This window comes from Microbacterium pasadenense, assembly GCF_047246565.1.
GTDB lineage: Bacteria > Actinomycetota > Actinomycetes > Actinomycetales > Microbacteriaceae > Microbacterium.
In genome coordinates this window covers 193,111-215,177 of the sequence record NZ_JBFOKN010000001.1, presented here as the reverse complement: position 1 = coordinate 215,177, position 22,067 = coordinate 193,111, and the positions used below count along the sequence as shown (strand labels likewise).

The following is a 22,067-nucleotide window of genomic DNA, read 5'->3' as shown; positions in this document are numbered from 1 at the left end:
CCCCGGTCACGCGGCGGGGTCAGGAACCCGCGCCGCGGCGAGGTAGCGCTCCACGACGACGGCCGCCACCGCATCGTGCGGGGCGAGCGGAGCGGTGACGACGTCGGCGCCGCCCCGGGCGATCACGTCGGCGAAGTGCCCCGGCGCGAGGACGTAGCTGGCCACCACGACGCGGGGCGCACCGTCCGCACGTGCCCGCTCGACGGCGTCGCCGATGCGCGTGCCGGCGCCGGCCGCGAAGCCGATCGTCACGGGCGCGGCCACGCGGGCCCGCAGCAGCTCGGCCATCGCCGCGACGTCGACGGCAGCCGCGGGATCGCTCGACCCGGCGGCGGCGAGCACGACCGCGTCCTCCCCGGTCACGCCCGCCTCGGCGAGCCGCGTCGCGAGCAGGTCCGCCAGCAGCGGCGACGGGCCGAGCGGTGGTGTCGCGACGACCCGTCCGCGTGCGCTGCCCGCCGCGCGTGCGATGTCGACGTTCGTGTGGAAGCCCGTGGACAGCAGCAACGGGACGATCACGCCGGTGGCATCCGGTGCCAGCTCCTCGACGACCCGGTCGACCTCCGGCTGCTGCACGTCGACGAACGCCTCCGCCACGCTCACCCCGGGCAGTAGGTGCCGGACCCGATCGACGACCGCCGCGATCGCAGCTCGGCCGGCGGGCGAGTTCGTGCCGTGCGAACAGGCGATCAGCGCAGCGGTCATGAGGACTCCTCCGAGGTCAGGGCGTCGAGACGGTAGCCGCGCTTCACGACCGTGCGGATGAGCGTCGGCACGCCGAGTGCCTCGCGTGTCCGGGCGATCGCGACGTCGACGGCGTGCGCGGCATCCCCGGGACCGCTTCCGGACCGGGGCAGCGCGGACTGCAGGTCGGCGCGCGAGACGACGTCTCCCCGCGCGGCGAAGAGCTCGCCGAGAATCGAGACCGAGCTCCGCGACAGCGGGATCACGCGCCCGCCGAGGACTGCCGCCGAGCTGCGGAGCTCGAGGCGCCCGGCGGCCGTCTCGACGGCCGGGGCATGTCCGCCGCCGAAATGGGTGACGACGGCGCGGACCAGCGACCCCAGTCGCCCGCGCTCGGCGATGAGCGGAGTGATGCCCTCCGCGAAGAGCGGCCCCGCCGTGATCGGCCCGACGGCTGCCAGCAGCAGGCGTCCTGTCCGCGCCTTCTCTGCCACGGCCGCCAGGGCCGTCTCTCGCCGCGCGGTGGCCAGCCACTCCGCGGCGCCGGGCGCCGAGGTGAACAGGACGGCGTCGACCTCGCCGCGCGCGGCGGCGAGGACCGAGCGGGCCACGACCGCGGGGTCGGGAGGCGGACCCCAGCGGTAGACCGTGAGGCTGACGACGTCGGCACCCGCGTCCGCGAAGAGGGCGTCGAGCCCGTCGGCACCCGAGCCGTGATGCTGCACGGCCACGCGGCGGCCGGCGACGCCCTCGGCCAGGAGGTAGTCGCCGAGTTCCGTCGAGGTCTCCGACTCGGCGACCCAGTCGGCGGTGAACCCGGCCTGCTGGATGGCCCCGCGCGCCTTCGGTCCCCGGGCCACGATCCGCGCGTCCGCCAGCACCGCCTGGAGGTCGTCGAGGAGCCCGGCTTCGTCCGCTGCCTCCATCCAGCCACGGAAGCCCACGCCGGTCGTCGCCACCACGATGTCGGGCGGCGTCCCGATGAGCTCACGCGTCGCCTCGATCAGGGACTCGTCGTCGATGTGCGGGACGATCGTGAGGGCGGGGGCATGCCGGACGGATGCGCCGTGCCGCTCCAGCGCCGTCGCGAGCTCGTTCGACCGACGATCGACGGCGATGACGATCGTGCAGCCGCCGAGCGCGGCGGACAGGGCGGGACGGGCGGCGCTGGTCAACGGCGGACGTCCTCCGATCCGGCCGCCGACGGCTCGAGGGCGACATCGGGGAGCAGCAGTCCCGGCTCGGCGACGTCGCCGACCACGATGACGGCCGGGTTGCTGACCGCTGCGGCCGCGGCATCCGCGAGCGCGTTCGAGAGGGTCGTCCAGGTCGTCCGCTGCGTCGGCGTGTGGCCGCGTTCGACGATCGCGACGGAGCGGTCTGCCGGAGCACCGGCGTCGAGAGCGGCCGCGACGATCTTCGGGAGAGCGCCGACGCCCATCAGGAAGACAGTCGTGGTCGACCCGTCGGCGAGGGCCGACCGCGTGGCGGCCGACACCGGCCCCTGCCCGTTGGCGACGTGCAGACCGGCGGCGACGCCACGGTGGGTGACCGGGATGCCGGCAGCCTGCGGCACCGACACGACGCCGGTGAGCCCCGGGACGACCTCGACGGGCACTCCCGCGGCGAGGCACGCGGCGACCTCCTCACCGCCCCGCCCGTACACGAACGGGTCGCCGCCCTTGAGGCGGACGACCCGCTTGCCTGCGCGCGCATGCGCGACCAGCAGCGCGTTGATCTCCTCTTGCGGGACGGGGTGGTGGCCGGGCCGCTTGCCGACGTCGATGACCTCGACCTCGGCGTCCAGCTCGGGGAGGACCTCGGTGGGACCGAGCCGATCCGCGACCACCACGTCGGCTTCGGCCAGCAGTCGCCGGCCGCGGACGGTCATCAGATCGGCGGGACCGGGACCGCCGCCCACGAGGTCGACACGGCCGGCCGCCGGGCGGCGCCGGCGGAGCGGGAGCATGCCGTCGCGCAGCGCCGCGCCGATCGCGTCGCGCAGCCGGGCCGCGCGGCGCGGATCGACTCCGGCGTCGGACGCGACCCCGACGATCACGTCGCCGGCGCGCGTCTCCGCCGTCAGCCGCGCCGATCCGTGCGCGCCGTCCGACGTGTTGACGCAGAACACCCGCGCCCGCTCGCACCAGGCGGCGACGGTGGCATCGACGGCGGGGACGGCGGTCGCGGTGTGCACGAGCCACGCGCCGTCGACGTCCTCCTCCCGGGCGTCTCGGGGGATCCAGTCGACGCTGCCGGCGCGGATGAGGGCTCGCACGGCGTCGCCGACCCGCGGGGCCACCACCGTGACCAGGGCCCCCTCATCGATGAAGCGGCCGACGCGCCGGGCGGCGACGGTCCCACCGCCGACGAAGACGACGCGCCGACCGGCGAGCGAGAGTCCGAGCATGGTGGTCATGGCTGCTCCTGTCGGATGTGGACGATGCCGTCGGCGACCGCCGCGGGCCAGACGCGAAGGGTGCGTGGCTCCTTGCCGTGCGACTCGAGGCAGACCCCCGTGCGCAGGTCGAACACCTGCTTGTACATCGGGGACGCGACGGTCGGCACGTCGCCGCGCGTGCCGACGATCCCGCGCGAGATGACGTGCGCCCCGCTGTACGGGTCGAGGTTCTGCACCGCGTGCACACGGCCGCTGGGAAGCAGGAAGAGGGCGAGCTGCGTGTCCCCGAGAAGAGCGGCACGGCCCCGTTCCACCTCGAGATCCGTCACACCGCAGACCGCGAGCCATCCGGGTGGGGAGGTCACGGCATCCGCTTCCGCCGAGATCAGGGTCATCGGCGCACCTCCAGGGTCGTCCCCGCGATGAGGACACCGGCATCCGCTCGCTCGGCGTCGGTCGCGGGACGGGGCTGCCCGCGCTCGACGGTGTAGGCGAGCGACGGATCGGGCGTGGTCGGCGCGTTGACGAAGGAGGCGAAGCGCCGCAGCTTCTCGGGGTCGTCCAGTGTCGCCTTCCACTCGTCCTCGTACCCCTCGACGTGACGTGCCATCGCGGCATCCAGGTCGGCGCAGATGCCCAGGGAGTCGTCGAAGATCACCCGCTGCAGCTCGGCGATGCCGCCCTCCAGCTCCTCGAACCAGGGCGCCGTCCGCTGCAGCCGGTCCGCCGTGAAGACGTAGTACATCAGGAAGCGGTCGATCGCCTGCAGCAGCCCCGCGTCGTCGAGGCCTTCCGCCAGGAGGACCGCGTGGCGGGGAGTGAAGCCGCCGTTGCCGCCGACGTACATGTTCCACCCCGCCTCGGTCGCGATGATGCCGACGTCCTTGCCGCGCGCCTCGGCGCACTCCCGGGCACAGCCCGAGACGCCGAGCTTGATCTTGTGCGGCGAGCGGAGTCCGCGGTAGCGGAGCTCGAGCTGCACCGCCATGCCGACCGCATCCTGCACGCCGTACCGGCACCAGGTCGATCCGACGCACGACTTCACCGTGCGCAGCGACTTGCCGTACGCGTGGCCGGACTCGAAGCCGGCATCCACCAGCCGCCGCCAGATGTCCGGCAGCTGCTCGAGGCGTGCGCCGAAAAGGTCGATGCGCTGACCGCCGGTGATCTTCGTGTACAGGCCGAAGTCCTGTGCGACCTGGCCGATGACGAGGAGCCCCTCGGGGGTGACCTCGCCGCCGGGGATGCGCGGCACGACCGAGTAGCTGCCGTCGCGCTGCAGGTTCGCCATGACGTGGTCGTTGGTGTCCTGCAGGGTCGCGTTCTCGCCGTCCAGCACGTGGCGCCCGGTGAGCGTGGAGAGGATGCTGGCGAGCGCGGGCTTGCAGATGTCGCACCCTCGCCCCGTCCCGAAGCGCTCGATGACGCTGCTGAAGGTCTGCAGGCCCGAGACGCGCACGGCGTCGAAGAGCTGGCGGCGCGACATCGCGAAGTGCTCGCAGAGCGAGCTGCTGAGAGCGCCGCCGGTCTTCGCGAGTTCCGTGCCGACGATCTTCGTGATCATCATCACGCAGGAGCCGCACGCCGCTCCCGCCTTCGTGCACGACTTCACCGCCGCGACGTCGGTGCACCCGTCGTCGTGCACCGCGGTGCGGATCGCGCCGGCGGTGACGCTGTTGCACGAGCAGACCAGCGCCGCGTCGGGCAGGTCACCGGTCGGGGCGGCGACGCCGTCGCCGGGCATCAGGTACGCGACCGGATCGCCGCCGAGCGCACCGCCGAGCAGAGGCCGCAGCGAGCCGTACGCCGAGGCGTCCCCGACGAGGATCCCGCCGAGGAGCGTCTTGGCGTCATCCGACACGACGAGCTTCTTGTAGACGCCGGCGACGGGATCGGAGTAGACCACGTCGAGCGCTCCGGGCGTCTGAGCGAAGGCATCGCCGAAGCTCGCCACATCCACGCCGGAGAGCTTGAGCTTCGTCGACACGTCGAACCCGTCGAAGCTCGCCGCGCCGCCCCGCAGCCGCGTCGCGGCGACCTCGGCCATCGCGTAGCCGGGGGCGACGAGCCCGACGCACTGGCCCCGGAAGCTCGCGACCTCGCCGATCGCCATGATGCGGGGATCGGACGTGAGGCATCCGTCGTCGATCACGATGCCGCCGCGCGGGTCGACCGCCAGGCCGGCGTCGCGGGCGAGCTCGTCACGGGGACGCACACCGACCGTGAAGACGACCACGTCGGTGCGCTCCCAGTCGCCGTCGCGGAACTCGAGTCCGATAACGCGACCGTCCCGGTCGGCGTCGAGCCGCGTCGTCACCGCGGACGTGCGGGCGCGGATGCCGCGGGACTCGATCAGGCGGCGGAGCGCGTCGCCGGCGGGCAGGTCCAGCTGCGCCGACATCAGCCGGTCCGCGGACTGGACGACGGTGCAGTCGACGTCGAGACCCTGCAGCGCGCCGGCGGCCTCGAGGCCGAGGAGACCGCCGCCGATCACCGTGCCGGTGAGCGGACGCCCGAGCTCGGCGGAGCGCTGCCGCACGTATCGCGCCAGCGCCTCGACGTCGTCGAGCGTGCGGTACACGAAGCAGCCCTCGTGGTCGTAGCCGTCCACCGCGAGCCGGGCGGCGTACGAGCCCGTCGCCAGGACGAGGCGGTCGTATCCGACGCGCTCGCCGTCGTCGGTCACGACCTCCGCCGCCTCGCGGTCGATGCGGCGGACCCGGGCGCCGCGGACGAACCGCACCCGCTCATCCGCCAGCGGCGACGGGTCCAGCTCGAGCTCCGCCGCAGTCAGGCCGGCGAAGAACGAGGTGAGCCCGACCCGGTCGTACGGATGCCGGGCCTCCTCGCCGATGACCGTGATCCGGGGAGCCTCGTCGGCACGGCTGAGGAGGCTCTCCACGAAGCGGTGAGCCACCATCCCGGCACCGACCACCACGACGTGCGGGGTGGGACCGGTGGAGCTCATGTCGCGACCGTACGCGGGCGAGGTTGCCCCCGGAGTCGTGTCGTGTTTCGGGTTGTTTACGGCGCGTGCCATGGTCACACCGACGTGCCGACGGTCTCGCGCGGCTCCGCGGCGGGCGTCGCGGCGGCCGTGGTGACCGGGCCCGCTCCGACGATCGCTGCGCGCCGGTCCCGCTTGGCGGGCCGCACGCGGCGCGGCGTGGCGGGGCGACCGTAGGTGACGTAGAGCGGGATCGCGACGAAGGCGAGACCGCCGACGAGGTTGCCGAGGACGGTGGGGATCTCGTTCCAGATCAGGTAGTCCATGATCGTGAAGTCCCCGCCGAGCAGCAGGCCGGACGGGAACAGGAACATGTTGACGATCGAGTGCTCGAACCCCATGAAGAAGAACAGCATGATCGGCATCCACATCGCGAAGATCTTGCCGATGACGCTCGTCGAGATCATGGCGAGGACGACGCCCGTGGCGACCATCCAGTTGCAGAGCACGCCGCGGACGAAGAGGGTCAGCATGCCGGCCGCGCGGTGCTCGGCGTAGCCGACCGTGCGGCCCTCGCCGATGTGACCGATCGCCTCGCCGACCTCGTTCGGCGGGGTCGAGAAGCCGTACGTGACGACGACGGCCATCAGGACGGCGACCGTGAACGCGCCGATGAAGTTGCCGACGAAGACCAGGCCCCAGTTGCGGAGGATGCCGCCGATCGTGACGCCGGGACGCTTGTCCATCCAGGCGAGCGGCGCGAGCACGAACACGCCGGTGAGCAGGTCGAATCCCAGCAGGTACAGCATGATGAACCCGATCGGGAACAGGACGGCGCCGAGGAGCGGGCTGCCGGTGGTGACGCTGATCGTGATCGCGAAGGCAGCGGCGATCGTCAGCACTGCTCCGCCCAGGATCGAGCGCACGAGCGTGTCGCGGGTCGAGAGCATGACCTTCGACGCGCCCGCGTCGATGACGGTCTGGACGAGGTCGGCGGGCTTGACGTAGGACATCGGTGATCCCTTTCAGTCGTGGAGCCTGGGTATGGGGCTCGACGCTAAAGGGCCGGTGTTTCACCCGACGTCATCGGGATCGCCCGTTCCGTTACCGCTTCCTCTCAACGGCAGGAGGGCGACTGTGAGAACGGATGCCGCGAGGCGCGTCCTACTCCTCGAGCGCCTCTTCGTGGCCGACCGAGCGGGCCTCGAGATAGGCGCACAGCTCCGCCGCCACCGACAGCTCGACGGCGAGGTTGTGAAGCTGGTGGCTCGTCAGCACGGTGGTGTCGGCCTGCGGCTCGAGGGTCACCCGCCAGTGGGCCTCGCCCACCTCGAGCGGCTCCATGAACACCGAGCCGGTGGCGTGGGTGAGCGGGACGACGACCAGTCCCGTGTCGCCGCCGTCGGAACCGTCCTGCACGACGACCTTGATGCGCTCGCCGGCGCCACGCGCATCGTGGAACTCCGCGACCCACTGTTCGAGTGTTTCCTTGCTGCGGAACGGCATGGGGGTCCCTTCGTGCGAGAGCTGCGCGGTGACGGTCGTGGGGCCGGACACGGGGTGCCAGCGGCGCCGCGGATGCGGTCATCGTCTATTCTCGACGAGATCGGCGCATTCGGCGCCATTCGAGGAGAGTCAGTGACTGACGTCGACACGCAGGCCACCGAGGAGCGAGCCCACCCGGGAGGCTACTGGTACGACGCCGCCCCCGGTCAGCGCGAACGCGCGCGCCGGGTGCTCGAGTCGCTGCGAACGTATCGGGCCGCGGAATCGGCCATGCGGCGCCGCACGCGCGATTCCATGTCGATGGGTGAGAACGAGCTGCTCGCGCTCCGCTACCTGCTGCGCCAGCCCGACCACTCGGCGCGGCCGCTCGAGCTCGTGAAGTACCTGGGCGTGACCTCCGCGTCGGTGACGACCATGCTCGACCGGCTCGAGCGGACCGGCCGGGTGCAGCGCGTCGCGAACCCGAACGACCGTCGGAGCATCTTCGTGCGGGCCACCCCGCATGCGGACGAAGAGGTCCGGGAGACGCTCGGCAAGATGCACGAGCTCATGTACGGCGTCGCGGTCTCGATGGAGTCGGAGGCGCAGGACCATGTCATCGCCTTCCTGCAGCGGATGGCCGATGCCGTCGACGGTGTGGAGCCGGACGCGCCCGAGGCGTGACCGTCCTTAACCGGCGGGCGGGGTTCGCGCAACACCTTCACTTCCGTCGCAGGGGGCCCGCATAGTGGCGGGATGAGACGCATCACCTACGCCGGCGAGACCGTGATCACGACCGATGATGTGGCTGAGGCGCTCGTGGAGCTGACCGCGGCGATCGCGAGCTCCGGGCGCGCCGACGCGGTCTCGATCCCGATCGTGAACGATCGGTCCGAAGCCGTCGGCGAGGCCGAACTGGTGATCGGCGTCGGCAACGACGTGCTGTCGGTGCCCGTCGACTGGACCGCCGCGGAGCCCGACTTCGCGGCCGCGGCCGCCGGCCTGCGGAAGCACCCCGCCTTCCCGCGCACCGATTCCGTCGCCGACACCGGCTTCGACGACGGTCCGGACATGCAGTGGGACCCCGACCTCGACGGATTCGCCCGCGCGTGAGCATCGCCGCCGCGGCATCCGCCTGCGGCTGTCAACCCGCTCGCGGGTCTCTCGGCGCGCGGCCTAGCGTGAGCCCATGACGCTCACCACTCTCTGGCTCGTCCGGCACGGCGAGAGCGTGGGCAACGTGGCTGCGACCGAGGCCGAGTACTCGGGCCTCGAGGAGCTGCGACTCGAGTACCGCGACGCGGACACGCCGCTGTCGTCGACCGGCGAGGAGCAGGCCCGCGCGCTCGGGGCGTGGATGGAGCGCCACCTCCCCGAGATCGGCGCCGTCTGGGTGTCGCCGTACGTGCGAGCCCGTCAGACGCTCGCGACCGCCCGCGAGGCGGCGGGGGTGGACGGCGCGGCCGCCGTGATCGACGAGCGGCTCCGTGACCGCGAGCTCGGCGTGCTGGACCGCCTGACGCACACCGGTGTGGCATCCCGCTACCCCGACGAGGCCGCCCGCCGGCGCCGGCTCGGCAAGTACTACCACCGGCCGCCGGGCGGCGAGTCCTGGGCCGACGTCGCCCTGCGACTGCGGTCGTTCCTGCGGGATGCCGCCGCGTTCCCGACCGATCAGGGCCTGATCGTCGCTCACGACGCCGTCGTGATGCTGATGCTCTCGCTGCTGCTGCCGCTCGCCGAGGAGGAGCTGCTCGCCTTCGCCGCCGACCACACGGTGCTGAACGCATCGGTGACGCGCCTCGATCACGACGGCACCGGGTGGCGGCTGACGACGTTCGCCGACATCGCGCACCTGCAGCGCGAGGGCGCGGACGTGACCGTGCACTCCGGAGACCCCGATGTTGAGCCGCGCTGAGCCGGTCACCCCGGCGCTGCTGCGGCGGCAGCGGCTGCCCGATCCGGGGGAGTCGAAGAAGTCCCGCGGGCGCGTCTGCGTCGTGGGCGGCTCGACGCGGTCGCCCGGTGCCGTCATGCTCGCGGGAGAGGCCGCGCTGCGGGTCGGTGCCGGGATGGCGACCCTCCTGGTCCCCGAGGTGCTCGCCATCCCGATCGGCACCTCGTTCCCCGAGGCGGGCGTGCACGGCATGCCGGAGGATTCGACCGCCGCTCTCGACGAGACGGTGGTGCGGCGGCTGGCCGGTGCGGGTGCCGTCCTCGTGGGTCCCGGTCTCGACGACCCGGAGCTGACCCGCGACCGGGTGCGCGCCGTCGCGGAGGCGACCGACGCTCCCGTCCTCCTCGACGCCTACGGCCTCGGCGTCCTCCCCGACATCGACCGCGCCGCCCTGCCGGATCGCCTCGTGCTGACGCCGAACCGAGAGGAGGCGGCCCTGCTGCTGGGGGTGGCGGAGACGGATGCCGGGGAGGGCGCGGTCGCCGAGATCGCGAGACGGTATCGCGCCACGGTCAGCTGCTACGGCCTCATCGCCGATCCTCGGGGTCGGCTGTGGCGGGTGCCGCGGGGCGGACCGGGCCTCGGCACCTCCGGCAGCGGGGATGTGCTCTCCGGCGCGATCGCCGGGTTCCTGGGGCGAGGGGTGCCGCCGGCGGAAGCGGCGGTCTGGGGCACGTGGGTGCACACACGGGCGGGGAACCGCCTGGCCGCGCGTCAGGGGCTCGGGTTCATCGCCCGCGACATCGTGCGCGAGCTCACCCCGGCGCTCGGCGAGATCGTCGGACCCTGAAGCCCCGTCCGACCCGGCGGAGGGGGGTCACGAGCGGTCGCGAGCGAAGGCGGCGGGGTCGACTGGTCGGGTCCGCTTCGGGAGGTTCTCGACCACCAGCAGGTAGGAGTCGGTCACCAGATCGTCGAGGAGACCGGCATCCAGCGCCCCGCCCGGGTGGACGGTGATCCAGTGCTTCTTGTTCATGTGGTACCCGGGAGTGATGTCCGGGTACGCCTCCCGCAGGGCCCGGGAGTCCTCCGGATCGGTCTTGAGCGTCACGACCTGCTGGCCGCGGAGCTCGGTCAGGAGCAGGAACACCCGGCCGCGCACCTTGTACACGTCCCATTCCGGTCCGAACGGGTGGGTGAGCTCGGCGCCCGGCAGCTCCCGGGTGCGAGCGTGGACGCGGCGCACCAGCGCGCTCCCGTTCATCCTTCCCTCACCCGGGTGGCGTGGGATGCCGCCCGCCGTCGAGCCGCGTCCATGCGGTCCGCGGCCGCGGCGATCTCGGCAGGGGCATCCCCGCCGCGCCGCTCGATGAGGTCGACGTCCCCGCGGAGGTTGATGAGCGCGCCGCCCAGCCCGGCCGCGATCGCCTCGGCCGCGACACCGAGGTCGGCGATGAGTCCGGCGGCCGTGTCCTCGGCCGTCTCCTCGAGGAGCTCGACGAGCGCGACCCCGGTCGCGCCCAGCTGCGCCGATGAGCGGGCACCGCCCGCCGCGGCATCCCGCACCTGCCCGTCCCGGCCGGGATCGTCCGCAGGCTGAGCCAGCGCGCCGCCCAGCGCGGCTGAGGCGGTGGCGTCGCCGATCGCGTCCGCCAGCGCGTCGGCACGAAGCCGCTCAGCGCGGTCGCGGAGGGCGGGGGAGCGGTCCCCGTAGCTGAGCACCATCGACAGCAGGGCGGCGCCGACGCCGAGGAGCACGCCTGAGGCCGACCCGCCCCCGGGCGCTCCGCCGCGCTGCGCCAATCGGTCGAGCCATTCCTCGAGCGGCACCGTCACCGACGCCCGTTCTTCCGGTTCCATGGTCAGCCTCCTCCTCCCATTCCCCGTGACCGGATGCCGACCTGTCAAGCCACGGCGGTCCGACCGTTTCCTGGTTAGCATTCGGGGGTGACTGCACCCACCCCCGTTGAGGACGTCTCGATCGGCGGCGAGGCCATCCGCCTCGGCCAGTTCGTCAAGTTCGCCGGCATCCTCGACTCCGGAGGCGACGTGAAGGAAGCGATCATCGACGGCTTCGTCACGGTGAACGGCGAGGTCGACCGCCGTCGGGGACGGCAGCTGCAGATCGGCGACGTCGTCGGCTTCGAGGGCCGACGGGTCCGCGTCCGCCCGTAGCCCGCCGGCATCCGTCCCGCTCGCGGATGAGAATCCCGCTGCCCTCCTTGACGACGTCACGGCGGCGGAGGAGCCTGAGAGCGACCGCGCTGACGATGGAGCATGCAGCGGTGTTCTGACCGTCATGGGCGGCGTATCCACGCCGGCCGTACGAATGACGCATGGCGAACGACCGGTACCCAGAGAGGTCGACCGGAGGAACCCCATGACCATCAAGAGAACGCTGATCACGGGCGCTGCTGTCGCGGCGCTGCTGCTGTCATCACTGCTCGCCCCTGCCGCCGCGACCGCGACCGCGCCGACGAGCGAGAGCGGGCGCGGAGCGCCGCCGCCCACTCCGACGCTCCTCGCGTCGGGCCTCCAGCAGGCCAGCGGCAGCACCATCGGGCCGGACGGCGCGCTGTACGTGGTCGAGGGGAAGATCGGCCAGGTCACGCGCATCGACACGCGCTCCGGAGCGAAGACCCCGTTCGTCACCGGGTTGCCGAAGGCGGTCATCCCGATCGGCGGACCCATCGATGTCGCCTTCATCGGTCGCACCGCGTACGTGCTCGTCGCGAACGTCGGCGACGACGTCCCCGGCAGCACACGGAACGACATCGACGGGATCTACCGGGTGGACGGCCCGCGCAGCTTCACGGTCATCGCCGACATCGGCGACTGGTCGCTGCAGAACCCGCCGCCCCCGGACGTCGAGTTCTTCCTCACGCGGGGTGTCCCGTTCGCGATGGAACCCGTCCGAGGAGGGTTCCTCGTCACCGACGGTCACCACAACCGCGTCGTCAAGGCGACGCTCTCGGGCGTGGTGAGCGAGGTCGAGCAGTTCGGGAACACCGTCCCCACCGGGCTCGCCGTCCGTGGACCGCGGGTCTACATGGCCGAGGCGGGACCTGTCCCGCACCTGCCGGAGACCGGCAGGGTGGTCACGTTCGGGCTGAAGAACCCGGCGCCGCGCGTCGTGGGATCCGGGGCGAGCCTGCTCGTGGACGTCGAGTTCGGGCCGTGCGGGCTGTACGCCCTGTCGCAGGGGGACTCGCCCGGTGAGATCGAGGCCGGTGCGCCGGCGCTGCCCGACAGCGGTGAGCTCCTCGCCGTCCGGCGCGATGGTACGTTCGCCGTCGTGGCGGCGGGCCTCGATCTGCCGACATCCGTCGCCTTCACGCGAGGCGCGGCCTACGTCACGACCCTGGACGGCGACGTGTGGCGGGTGGACCCGGTCAAGGGCGCGCAGAATCCTCACCGCGGGAAGGGGTGCGCCGAGGGTCGCGGCTGATCCGGGCACGAGGGCAGGGGGCGGCGGATGCCCGGTGGCATCCGCCCCCCGCTCTCCGTCTGTCCGCGGACGACGCGGCGCTAGCCGGCGCCCGGCGGCGGGTCAGCTCATGTCGCCGCGGCGGTCCGGCCCCGCGGCTGAGAGGTCGCCCGCTCGAACAGCGTCGGCGCCAGCTCGATCGTCTGGTGCTGATGTGTGAGCGGAGTGGTGATCTCCTCGAGCAGGACGCGCGCCGCGATGCGGCCCATCTCATGACCGGGCTGCCCGACGCTGCTGATCGGGATGGAGCTGTCCTGCGCGAAGTGGTTGTTGTCGTATCCGACGACCGCCATGTCCCTCGGCACGAGCAGTCCGGCGAGCTGCATCGTCTGGATCGCTCCGGCGGCGAGTGCGTCCGCGGCCGCGACCAGGCCCTCCGGCCGGCGCGCCGGCGACCGCTTGCTCAGCGCGGTGCCGAGGTCGTACCCCCCGCGGACGCTGATGCTCCGCGTCTCGATCTTCTCGAGGCTCGCGTCCCCGGCTTCGGCGACGGCCCGGCTCGCCCCGGCGAACCGCTGGGCGACCGCGGAGAGCGTGAACGGCCCGCCGGCGAAGGCGAGTCGGCGCAGACCCTGGTCGAGGAGGTGACGGGCCGCGAGGTAGCCGCCCAGCTCCTCGTCGACGACGACGCCGCAGGAGTCGTCGTCACCGGGCCAGTTGACGTGAACGACCGGCACACCGCGCCCGCGGGCCGCACGGGCGGCGTCGAGGGGTCCGTCGAGCGGCGCGAGCAGGATGCCGGCGACCTTCGTCTCCTCGAAGAGGCCGATGTACGACTCCTGCTTGGTCAGGTCGACATCGCTGTTGGCGAGCAGCAGGCGGATGCCGTGCTCGTCGAGCAGCTCCTCCACACCGCGAGCCAGGTCGATGAAGAACGAGTTGCCGAGGTCGACGACGACGAAGCCGACGGTGTCGGCGCGCCCGGTGACGAGCGAGCGCGCAGCGTGGTTGCGCACGAAACCCAGCTCGTCGATGGAGCGCAGCACCCGTTCCCGCGTCTCCTGCGTGACGAGATGCGGGTTGTTAAGCACGTTCGAGACCGTGCCGAGCGAGACCCCCGCGTGCAGGGCGACGTCGGTCATGACCGGACGCGGACGTGACGGGTCGGGCGCCGGAGCTCTCATCTGATCATCTTCCCGCTTCAGGAGGCAGGGTTGCGGCTTGAAGCGCTTCAAGCGTACGATCTGAAGCGCTTCAATTGTGGCATCGACGCGGCTCGCCCGTTCAAGGAGGAATCTGATGAAGCGCAACACAGTTCAGCTCTGGAGGCGCGGTGCCCTCACCGCCGTCGCCGGAGTGTCCGCACTCGCCCTCACCGCATGCGGTGGAGGCGGCGGGACCGCCGGCGCAGACGGCAACCTGTCGCTGTTCGTCAATGTCGAGAACACCGAGGTCCCTGCCGTCCTCGAGACCCTGTCGGGCGACGCCTGCGCGGCCAACGCCGAGGCGCTGCCCCTGGACGTCGAGACCGTTCCGCAGAGCAACCTCGACCAGCAGCTCCAGCTGAAGGCGGGCCAGGGCGACCTGCCGGTCCTCTTCTCGGCGGGCAACGCCCCGGCGCTGACCAAGACCCTGGCGGAGGCGGGCAACGTCGCGGACTTCGAGGAGGTGCTCACCGACCTGGACGTGATCGACAACATCCAGCCCGCGGCGATCTCCACCATCGAGAACCTGTACGGCGGCTTCCACGTGCTGCCGTTCGAGTACAACGTGGAGGGCATCTGGTACAACAAGGCCATCTTCGCCGAGCAGGGCATCGAGGAGCCGCAGACCTTCGATGACCTCGCCGAGGCGGCGGACACCCTCGCCGCCGCCGGCGTTCAGCCGTTCTCCGCGAGCGGCGAGCAGGGCTGGCCCATCACGCGACTCATCTCCAGCTACATCTTCCGCGACCTCGGACCCGACGCGCTCCAGAAGGTCGCCGACGGCGAGGCGGAGCTCACCGACCCCGAGTACGTGGCGGCGGCGCAGGCGATCGCCGACCTGGGCACGAAGGGCTACTTCGGCCAGGGCGTCGGCTCGATCGACATGGCCACGAGCGAGAACCAGTTCCTCAACGGCTCGGCGGCGATGTTCTACATGGGCTCGTGGTTCCTCAGCGGTCTGAACGACCCCGAGATGAACCAGATCGGCATCGAGAACGTCGGCTTCATGCCGTTCCCGGGCGTCGAGGGCGGGGCGGGCGACCGCTCGCAGCTCGCAGCGAACGTCGGTCTCCCCATCACGATGAACGCGAACGCCCTCGACGAGGACACCGAGGGGTGGCTCAGCTGCATCGTGGAGAACTACGGCAGCACCGCTCTCGACCAGGAGAACCGGGTGTCCGGCTTCGCCCTCAACGAGGACGTCGCGGATGTCCCGGAGCTCACCCAGCTCATCCAGCAGCAGGTCGCCGAGACCGAGACGACGGTGCTGTGGTTCGAGGCGCTGTTCTCCGCGGAGGCGACCACGACCAGCCAGCGGAACGCCGCCCCGCTGGTCACCGGCAGCATCACGCCCGAGGACTTCATGTCCATGGTTCAGGCAGACCTCGGCTGACGACGAGATGAGGGGGTGAGGCGGACACCTCACCCCCTCGACACACAGGAGAACGAATGCAGAACGTGCTGGGCAATCGCAGAGCGATAGCCGTCCTTCTCGGGCCAGCGCTGGTGATCTACTCGGTCGTCATGCTGGTGCCGGTCATCTGGTCCTTGGGCTACACCGTCTTCGAGGGCAACGCGATCTCCGGCTTCGAGTTCGTCGGCGCCGACAACTTCATCCGGCTCCTCGGCGACTCCGAGGTCCACGCGGCGCTGCTGTTCACCTTCAAGTACGCGCTGGTCGTGACGATCGGGCAGGTGCTGCTCGGCTACCTCCTGTCGCTGCTGTACGTCTTCGCGCTCAAGCGAGCCTCCGGCATCGTCCGCACTCTCGTCTTCTTCCCGGTGGTCATGCCGACCGTCGCCGTGGCGCTGCTGTTCCAGCAGCTGTTCGCGATCGCCCCCACCGAGGGCGTCGTCAATTCGCTCCTCTCGGGGTTCGGCGGAGTGCCGGTCGACTGGTTCGGCGACGGCGGCAGCGCGTTCGTGGTCATCGCGATCATGGACATCTGGCGCTCGATGGGCTTCTACGCCGTCCTGCTGTACGCGGGCCTCATCGACATCCCCGAGGACGTTCTCGAGTCCGCGCGGCTCGACGGCGCGAGCGGGTGGAAGCTCGTGCGGCACATCGTGATCCCGCTGTCGGCGCCCGTCCTCGTGTCGGCCCTCATCTTCTCCATCAACGGCACGCTCAAGGTGTTCGACAGCGTCCTCGCGCTCACCAACGGCGGGCCGGGAACCTCGACGAGCCCGCTGACCATCTCGATGTTCGACAACGCCTTCACCTACGGCAATTACGGGTACGGCTCCACCATCGCGATGCTGCTGACACTCGTCTGCCTCGTCGTGACCGTGTTCATCTTCCGGGCGAATACCCGCACGGACAAGAAGGGAGCCGGCGCATGAGCGCAACAGTGTCCTCCTCTCGTCGCGCGACCCGCGCGCTGCGACGGACCCCCGTCTGGCTCCTCGTCGTCCTGCTACTGGTCGTGGTGGGCTACCCGCTCGTCTGGCTCTTCCTGGGGTCGTTCAAGACCCAGCGGGAGTTCCTCGAGGCGCCGACGTGGGCGCTTCCCGAACAGTGGAACTTCGACAACTACATCGTCGCGTGGGACACCGCGGGTCTCGGGCAGTCGCTGTTCAACAGCGCGATCACCGTCCTCCCGTCGCTCTTCCTGATGCTGCTGCTGGGCACGGCGGCCGCTTTCGCGCTCGAGGTGCTCGTCTGGAAGGGTCGCGGCGGCGTTCTCCTGATCTTCCTCGCAGGCATCATGGTGCCCACGCAGATGATCCTGCTGCCCCTGTTCAGCTCGTACTTCCAGCTCGGACTGACCGGCAGCCTGTGGCCCCTGATCATCACCTACACGGCGACGGGCCTTCCCCTCACGGTGTTCCTGATGGCGACCTACTTCCGAGCCATCCCGCGGGAGGTCTTCGAGGCCGCGACGCTCGACGGCGCGAGCATCTACCGTCAGTTCTTCTCGGTCGCCCTTCCGATGATGAGGAACGGTCTGTTCACGGTCGGCCTCGTGCAGTTCTTCTTCTTCTGGAACGACCTCCTCATCGCGCTCACGTTCGCGAACTCGGGCGAGCTGCGCACCCTGCAGGTCGGCCTGCTCAACTTCAACGGTCAGTTCGGCACGACGCAGTACGGACCGCTCTTCGCCGCCGTGAGCATCAACGTGTTCGCTCTGCTCGCCATCTACCTCGTCCTGAACCAGCACATCCAGAAGGGTCTGACCGCCGGAGCTGTCAAGGGATGACCGATCACCGACTCGAAAGGAACCGCGTGAAGGTCGCAGCGCCCCGGTTCGAACATCTCGACAACCCCCTCGGAATCGGAACGCCGGTCCCGCGCATCTCCTGGAAGACGAGCGCACCGACGGGGTGGACGCAGCAGGGCTGGCAGATCACGTGCTCGCGCGCGGACGGCGATGTGACCGTCACGGGCACCGGCGACGACCAGGTGCTCGTCGCCTGGCCGTTCGAGCCGCTCGCCTCGAGGGAGAGCGCCGCGGTCCGGATCCGCGTGCGCGGCGCCGAGGGGATCTGGTCCGAGTGGAGCGAGCCGACCACCGTCGAGGCCGGGCTCCTCGACGACGGCGACTGGTCCGCCCGGCCGGTGGGCGCCGGCTGGGACGAGGTCCCCGACACCGAACGGCGCCCGGCTCTCGTCCGTCGTGCCTTCCGCGTCCAGCGGCCCGTCGTCAAAGCGCGCCTCTACGTGACGGCCCACGGCCTGTACGAGGCAGAGATCAACGGTCGTCGCATCGGCGACCACGAGCTCTCCCCCGGGTGGACGTCGTACGACGCACGCCTGGTCTACTGGACGTTCGATGTGACCGATGCCCTCTCGGTGGGCGAGAACGTCATCGGCGCCTGGCTCGGTGACGGCTGGTACCGCGGTCGACTCGGCTTCAACGGCGGCTATCGCGACCTCTATGGAACCGATCAGGCGCTCCTCGCGCAGCTCGAGCTGACGCACGACGACGGCACCCGGACCACCGTCGCGACGGATGCCTCGTGGGAGGCGGCGCCGAGCCCCATCCACCGTTCCGGGCTGTACGACGGCGAGAAGCACGACGCGCGGGATGAGTTCCCGGGCTGGTCTGCTCCGGGAGCATCGAGCGCGGACTGGTCGCCGGTGCGCACCGGGCACCGCGACCCGGCCACGCTCGTCGCGCCGGTGCTGCCGCCGGTCCGCTGCACCGAGGAGCTGCCGCCGCAGACCGTGACGCGCATCGACGCCACCACTCACCTGCTCGACTTCGGGCAGAACCTCGTCGGTCGCCTTCGCGTGAAGGTGAGCGGCGAAGCCGGTCGCACCGTCGAGCTGCGGCATGCCGAGGTGCTGGAGGACGGCGCGCTCGGGGTGCGGCCGCTGCGCCTCGCCGACGCGCACGACGTCATCACGCTGGATGGCGGAGGTGCGCGGTTCTGGGAACCGAAGTTCACCTTCCACGGCTTCCGCTACGCCACCGTCACAGGTCTCGCCGAGATCGCCGAGGGCGATGTGGTCGCACGCGTCCTCCACAACGACATGCGGCGCACCGGCTGGTTCGAGACCTCCGATGCCGACCTCAACCGGCTGCACGAGAACGTGCGCTGGGGGATGCGCGGCAACTTCCTCAGCATCCCGACGGACTGCCCCCAGCGCGACGAGCGCCTGGGGTGGACCGGCGACATCCAGGTCTTCGCGCCGACGGCATCCTTCCTCTACGACTCCGCCGGCTTCCTCGCGAACTGGCTCACGGACGTCGCGGTCGAGCAGCTGCCCGACGGAACCATCCCCTGGTTCGTCCCGGTCATCCCCGGCGGGCCCAGCTGGACTCCCATCCGGACCGGAGCCGTCTGGGGCGATGTCGCGGTGCTCACCCCGTGGACGCTCCACGAGCGCTTCGGCGACGTCGACGTGCTGCGGCGTCAGTACGACAGCGGCCGGAAGTGGGTGGAACGGATGATCCGGCAGTCCGGCGAGCGCCGGCTGTGGCACGACGGCCACCAGCTCGGCGACTGGCTCGACCCGGCTGCGCCGCCCCATGACCCTGCCGATGCGCGCACCGACCGCTACCTGGTGGCGTCGGCGTACTTCGCGTTCACCACGCGACGGCTCTCGGACACGGCACGGCTCCTCGGGCTCTCCGGGGATGCCGACCGGTACGCCCGCATCGCCGATGAGGCGCGGGATGCGTTCCGCGCCGAGTACGTCACCGCGGATGGCACGCTCACCTCCGACGCCCAGACCGCCTACGCGCTCGCCATCCGCTTCGGACTGCTGAGCCCGGCCGAAGAGGATGCCGCGGGCCGTCGGCTCGCCGACCTCGTCGCCGAGGCCGGCAACCGGATCGCGACGGGCTTCGCCGGAACCCCGGTGATCAGCGACGCGCTCTCGGCCTCGGGCCATCTCGACACCGCCTACGACCTGCTGCTCGAGACGGAGTGCCCCTCCTGGCTCTACACGGTCCGGATGGGGGGGACGACGATCTGGGAGCGCTGGGACTCGATGCTCCCCGACGGCACCATCAACCCCGGCGAGATGACGAGCTTCAATCACTATGCGCTCGGGTCGGTGGCGGATTGGATGCACCGGACGATCGGCGGACTCGCCCCCACCGCACCCGGCTACCGGCGCATCGTGTGGGCGCCGCAGCCCGGCGGTGGGCTGGAGTTCGCACGCGTGGCCTTCGACTCGCCGTACGGCCTCATCGAGGGGAGCTGGCGGCGCGTGGACGGTGCGATCGAGTACCGGCTGTCGGTTCCGACGGGCGTCGAGGGCGTGGTCCGGCTTCCTGGTGAACAGGATCACCCCATCGCGTCGGGCGCCGAGTTCGCGATGACCGTGCCGCTGGCGACCGTTCCGGTGTGATCTCCCGGCGGAGGGGGGCCCTCGGGGCCGGCGGCATCCGACCGGAACCTGTCAACCCCCGGTCCAGTGACCTGGGCGGGCAGGAGACTGCCGCCGTTCCCGTATCGGACGGGACAGGAAGGAAGGGTGCGATGCCAGACCTCGGAAACCTCGGCGACAAGGCGAAGGACGCCGCGAACAGCGAGAAGGGCGAGCAGGCGACCGACGCCGGGATCGGCAAGGCCGGTGACGCGGCGAGCTCCGCCTCCGGCGGCAAGTTCGACGACAAGATCGACGCCGGCGAAGGCGCGGCCGATTCGAAGATCGGCGATCAGGGCTGACCGCGGCCACGTCTTCTCGCGACGAGACGAAAGGCGCCCCGAGATCCTCGAGGCGCCTTTCGCCGTCGTCGCGTCGTCGTGTCGCCACGCTGTCAGTCGGACACTCCATGGCGTTGTAGCCAGAGCTCCAAGACCGCGAGCTCCCAGAGCATGTTGCCGTTCACCGACGTGAAATGGCCGTTGGGCTCCCGCAGTAGCGCGTCGACGTAGTCGCTTCGATAAAGTCCCCGGCGGCGGCTCTCAGGCGAGGTCAGCGTCTCGGTTACCAGGTCCATCACCGGTCCACTCAGGTGTCGCAGCGCGGGGACGGGGAAGTAACCCTTTGGACGGTCCACGATCTCTCGCGGCAGCAATCGCCTCCCGAGCTTCTTGAGGACTCCCTTTCCGCCGTCCCGGAACTTCAACTCCGGCGGGCATCGCGCGGCGAGCGCCACGAGGTCCTGGTCGAGGAAGGGAACCCGCGCCTCGAGGCCGAAAGCCATCGTCATGCTGTCCACACGCTTCACGGGGTCGTCGGGCATCAGAAGATGCGTGTCGAGCCGAAGAACCGCATCCATGGGGGTGTCGGCGCCGCCTGCGGTCAGATTCGTGTGAAGCAGCTCGCGGCTGGGATCAGAGCTGCAGAGCCAGCGGGGTTGAAGTACCTCTCCGATCTGAGACGAGTCGCGGTCATTGAAAGCCGAGATGAAGCCGTCGACGACGTCACGCCGATCGCCGGTGGCTGACTGGTGATACTTGTACCCGCCGAACACCTCGTCCGCGCCTTGGCCGCTCTGCACGACCTTGACGTGGTCCGATACCGCCCGGGAGAGAAGGTAGAAAGCCGGCACGTCCTGCGTCCCCATGGGTTCGGTCATGGCATCGACAGCGTCTCGAAGCACGGTCGCCAGATCTGCGTTCTTCACATGAAGCCGGTGGTGTTGCGTGCCGAACCGGCCGGCAACCGCATCGGAGTAGTCGAACTCATCTCCCGCGCTTCCCGCCCCATCGTCGAACCCGATGCTGAAGGTCGGAATGCGATCTCGGCCAGCCTCCGCGAGCAGAGCCACAATGAGACTCGAGTCCAGACCGCCGGATAGAAGCACGCCCACCGGGACGTCCGAGACGAGCCGTCGCCTCACCGCCGTCGTCAGGGACGTCCGCAGCGCCCGCAGCCAATCTTCCTCGGACCACCCGGCAGCTTCATCGTGGCGGGTGTACCGAGGTTGCCAGTACGTCTGGTCCCTGATGGCACCCGCGCGGGTGATAACCCGGACAGTTGCCGGCGGCAGTTTGCTCACCCCTGCGAGCACGGTGCGCGGTGCAGGAACGATCGAGTGCCAACTGAAATAATGATGGAGAGCTACCGGGTCGAGGGATGTGTCGACGCCTCCCCCCGCGAGAAGCGCGGGGAGCGTGGATGCAAATCGCAGTCGTGTGAGGCTGTGGGAGACGTAGAGCGGTTTGATGCCGAGCCGATCCCGCGCCAGGACGACACGACCACGGCGGTCGTCAACGATGGCGATCGCGAACATGCCCACCAGGTGCTGGACGAAGTCCAGTCCCCATTTCTGGTAGGCGGCAAGCACGACCTCCGTGTCGCTTGACGAAGTGAAGCGACGGACAGCGCCAAGCTCTGTGCGAAGGTCTTCGTGGTTGTAGACGCAGCCGTTGAAAACCAGGGCGAGGCCCTGTTGATGGTCCACCATCGGCTGGGCGCCGGCCTCGCTCAGGTCGATGATGCTGAGTCGTCGATGACCGAGCGCCGACCAGGCGTTGCGCCAAAGACCCTCGCCGTCGGGGCCGCGGGCCGCCATCGTCACCGTCATCCGCCGAACGGCGGACTCGTCGACCGCAGATCCAGCGAACCTGATCTCGCCCGCTATGCCGCACACGACCGTCCTCCTCATTCGCGAGTC

Annotated in this window: 22 protein-coding genes; 11 read left to right on the top strand and 11 right to left on the bottom strand. The window is 70.8% G+C overall.

The window, feature by feature from the left end; genetic code table 11:
- Positions 1-6: 6 nt before the first annotated feature.
- The 7 genes from AB3M83_RS01015 to AB3M83_RS00985 form a co-directional block, all read right to left on the bottom strand.
- A complete protein-coding gene (locus AB3M83_RS01015) occupies positions 7-705 on the bottom strand; it encodes a sirohydrochlorin chelatase (RefSeq protein ID WP_412944498.1) in 699 nt (232 codons plus the stop codon).
- Positions 702-1,859: a uroporphyrinogen-III synthase gene (locus AB3M83_RS01010; protein WP_412944497.1), complete on the bottom strand. Its 1,158-nt coding sequence runs from the start codon at positions 1,857-1,859 to the stop codon at positions 702-704. The genes AB3M83_RS01015 and AB3M83_RS01010 overlap by 4 nt, the downstream gene beginning before the upstream one ends.
- Positions 1,856-3,103, bottom strand: a complete 1,248-nt coding sequence (gene cobA / locus AB3M83_RS01005; protein WP_412944496.1) for a uroporphyrinogen-III C-methyltransferase — start codon at positions 3,101-3,103, stop codon at positions 1,856-1,858. Before cobA ends, AB3M83_RS01010 begins: the two co-directional genes overlap by 4 nt.
- The gene (gene nirD / locus AB3M83_RS01000) at positions 3,100-3,480 is read right to left on the bottom strand and encodes a nitrite reductase small subunit NirD (RefSeq protein ID WP_412944495.1); all 381 of its coding nucleotides are present in this window, start codon (positions 3,478-3,480) and stop codon (positions 3,100-3,102) included. Before nirD ends, cobA begins: the two co-directional genes overlap by 4 nt.
- Positions 3,477-6,053 carry a nitrite reductase large subunit NirB gene (gene nirB, locus AB3M83_RS00995; RefSeq protein ID WP_412944494.1) on the bottom strand — a complete coding sequence of 859 codons (2,577 nt, stop codon included), beginning with the start codon at positions 6,051-6,053 and terminating at the stop codon, positions 3,477-3,479. The genes nirD and nirB overlap by 4 nt, the downstream gene beginning before the upstream one ends.
- Before the next feature lie 74 nt (positions 6,054-6,127).
- Positions 6,128-7,045, bottom strand: a complete 918-nt coding sequence (locus AB3M83_RS00990; RefSeq protein WP_412944493.1) for a formate/nitrite transporter family protein — start codon at positions 7,043-7,045, stop codon at positions 6,128-6,130.
- A 151-nt stretch (positions 7,046-7,196) separates the two neighbouring features.
- Positions 7,197-7,538 carry a hypothetical protein gene (locus tag AB3M83_RS00985; RefSeq protein WP_412944492.1) on the bottom strand — a complete coding sequence of 114 codons (342 nt, stop codon included), beginning with the start codon at positions 7,536-7,538 and terminating at the stop codon, positions 7,197-7,199.
- A gap of 132 nt (positions 7,539-7,670) precedes the next feature.
- Between AB3M83_RS00985 and AB3M83_RS00980 the strand changes: the two genes are divergently transcribed.
- From AB3M83_RS00980 to AB3M83_RS00965, 4 genes are all read left to right on the top strand, one after another.
- On the top strand, positions 7,671-8,201 hold the full coding sequence (locus tag AB3M83_RS00980; protein WP_412944491.1) for a MarR family winged helix-turn-helix transcriptional regulator: 531 nt from the start codon (positions 7,671-7,673) through the stop codon (positions 8,199-8,201).
- Between the two features lie 72 nt (positions 8,202-8,273).
- Positions 8,274-8,630 (top strand): hypothetical protein, encoded by a 357-nt coding sequence (locus AB3M83_RS00975; RefSeq protein ID WP_412944490.1) that lies wholly within the window; start codon positions 8,274-8,276, stop codon positions 8,628-8,630.
- 76 nt (positions 8,631-8,706) lie between these two features.
- A complete protein-coding gene (locus tag AB3M83_RS00970; protein WP_412944489.1) occupies positions 8,707-9,435 on the top strand; it encodes a histidine phosphatase family protein in 729 nt (242 codons plus the stop codon).
- Positions 9,419-10,264: an NAD(P)H-hydrate dehydratase gene (locus AB3M83_RS00965; RefSeq protein ID WP_412944487.1), complete on the top strand. Its 846-nt coding sequence runs from the start codon at positions 9,419-9,421 to the stop codon at positions 10,262-10,264. The genes AB3M83_RS00970 and AB3M83_RS00965 overlap by 17 nt, the downstream gene beginning before the upstream one ends.
- Positions 10,265-10,291: 27 nt before the next feature.
- Here AB3M83_RS00965 and AB3M83_RS00960 read toward each other — a convergent pair whose 3' ends face one another.
- A complete protein-coding gene (locus AB3M83_RS00960; protein ID WP_412944486.1) occupies positions 10,292-10,678 on the bottom strand; it encodes an MmcQ/YjbR family DNA-binding protein in 387 nt (128 codons plus the stop codon).
- Complete coding sequence (locus tag AB3M83_RS00955) at positions 10,675-11,274, bottom strand: cyclodeaminase/cyclohydrolase family protein (protein ID WP_412944485.1); 600 nt, start codon at positions 11,272-11,274, stop codon at positions 10,675-10,677. The genes AB3M83_RS00960 and AB3M83_RS00955 overlap by 4 nt, the downstream gene beginning before the upstream one ends.
- A gap of 87 nt (positions 11,275-11,361) precedes the next feature.
- Between AB3M83_RS00955 and AB3M83_RS00950 the strand changes: the two genes are divergently transcribed.
- Entirely contained in the window at positions 11,362-11,589 is a 228-nt protein-coding gene (locus AB3M83_RS00950; protein WP_412944484.1) for an RNA-binding S4 domain-containing protein, read from the top strand.
- Between the two features lie 205 nt (positions 11,590-11,794).
- Positions 11,795-12,862: a ScyD/ScyE family protein gene (locus AB3M83_RS00945; protein ID WP_412944482.1), complete on the top strand. Its 1,068-nt coding sequence runs from the start codon at positions 11,795-11,797 to the stop codon at positions 12,860-12,862.
- 107 nt (positions 12,863-12,969) lie between these two features.
- Here the strand turns inward: AB3M83_RS00945 and AB3M83_RS00940 are convergent, their stop codons facing one another.
- Positions 12,970-13,983 (bottom strand): LacI family DNA-binding transcriptional regulator, encoded by a 1,014-nt coding sequence (locus AB3M83_RS00940; protein WP_412944481.1) that lies wholly within the window; start codon positions 13,981-13,983, stop codon positions 12,970-12,972.
- A gap of 157 nt (positions 13,984-14,140) precedes the next feature.
- Between AB3M83_RS00940 and AB3M83_RS00935 the strand changes: the two genes are divergently transcribed.
- From AB3M83_RS00935 to AB3M83_RS00915, 5 genes are all read left to right on the top strand, one after another.
- Positions 14,141-15,439 carry an ABC transporter substrate-binding protein gene (locus tag AB3M83_RS00935; RefSeq protein ID WP_412944480.1) on the top strand — a complete coding sequence of 433 codons (1,299 nt, stop codon included), beginning with the start codon at positions 14,141-14,143 and terminating at the stop codon, positions 15,437-15,439.
- A 56-nt stretch (positions 15,440-15,495) separates the two neighbouring features.
- Entirely contained in the window at positions 15,496-16,389 is an 894-nt protein-coding gene (locus AB3M83_RS00930; protein ID WP_412944479.1) for a carbohydrate ABC transporter permease, read from the top strand.
- Positions 16,386-17,246: a carbohydrate ABC transporter permease gene (locus AB3M83_RS00925; protein WP_412944478.1), complete on the top strand. Its 861-nt coding sequence runs from the start codon at positions 16,386-16,388 to the stop codon at positions 17,244-17,246. The genes AB3M83_RS00930 and AB3M83_RS00925 overlap by 4 nt, the downstream gene beginning before the upstream one ends.
- A gap of 26 nt (positions 17,247-17,272) precedes the next feature.
- On the top strand, positions 17,273-19,849 hold the full coding sequence (locus AB3M83_RS00920; protein WP_412944477.1) for a family 78 glycoside hydrolase catalytic domain: 2,577 nt from the start codon (positions 17,273-17,275) through the stop codon (positions 19,847-19,849).
- 131 nt (positions 19,850-19,980) lie between these two features.
- Positions 19,981-20,169 carry an antitoxin gene (locus AB3M83_RS00915; RefSeq protein ID WP_412944476.1) on the top strand — a complete coding sequence of 63 codons (189 nt, stop codon included), beginning with the start codon at positions 19,981-19,983 and terminating at the stop codon, positions 20,167-20,169.
- Positions 20,170-20,261: 92 nt separating this feature from the next.
- Here AB3M83_RS00915 and AB3M83_RS00910 read toward each other — a convergent pair whose 3' ends face one another.
- Complete coding sequence (locus tag AB3M83_RS00910) at positions 20,262-22,043, bottom strand: N-acetylglutaminylglutamine amidotransferase (protein ID WP_412944475.1); 1,782 nt, start codon at positions 22,041-22,043, stop codon at positions 20,262-20,264.
- Positions 22,044-22,067 lie beyond the last annotated feature (24 nt).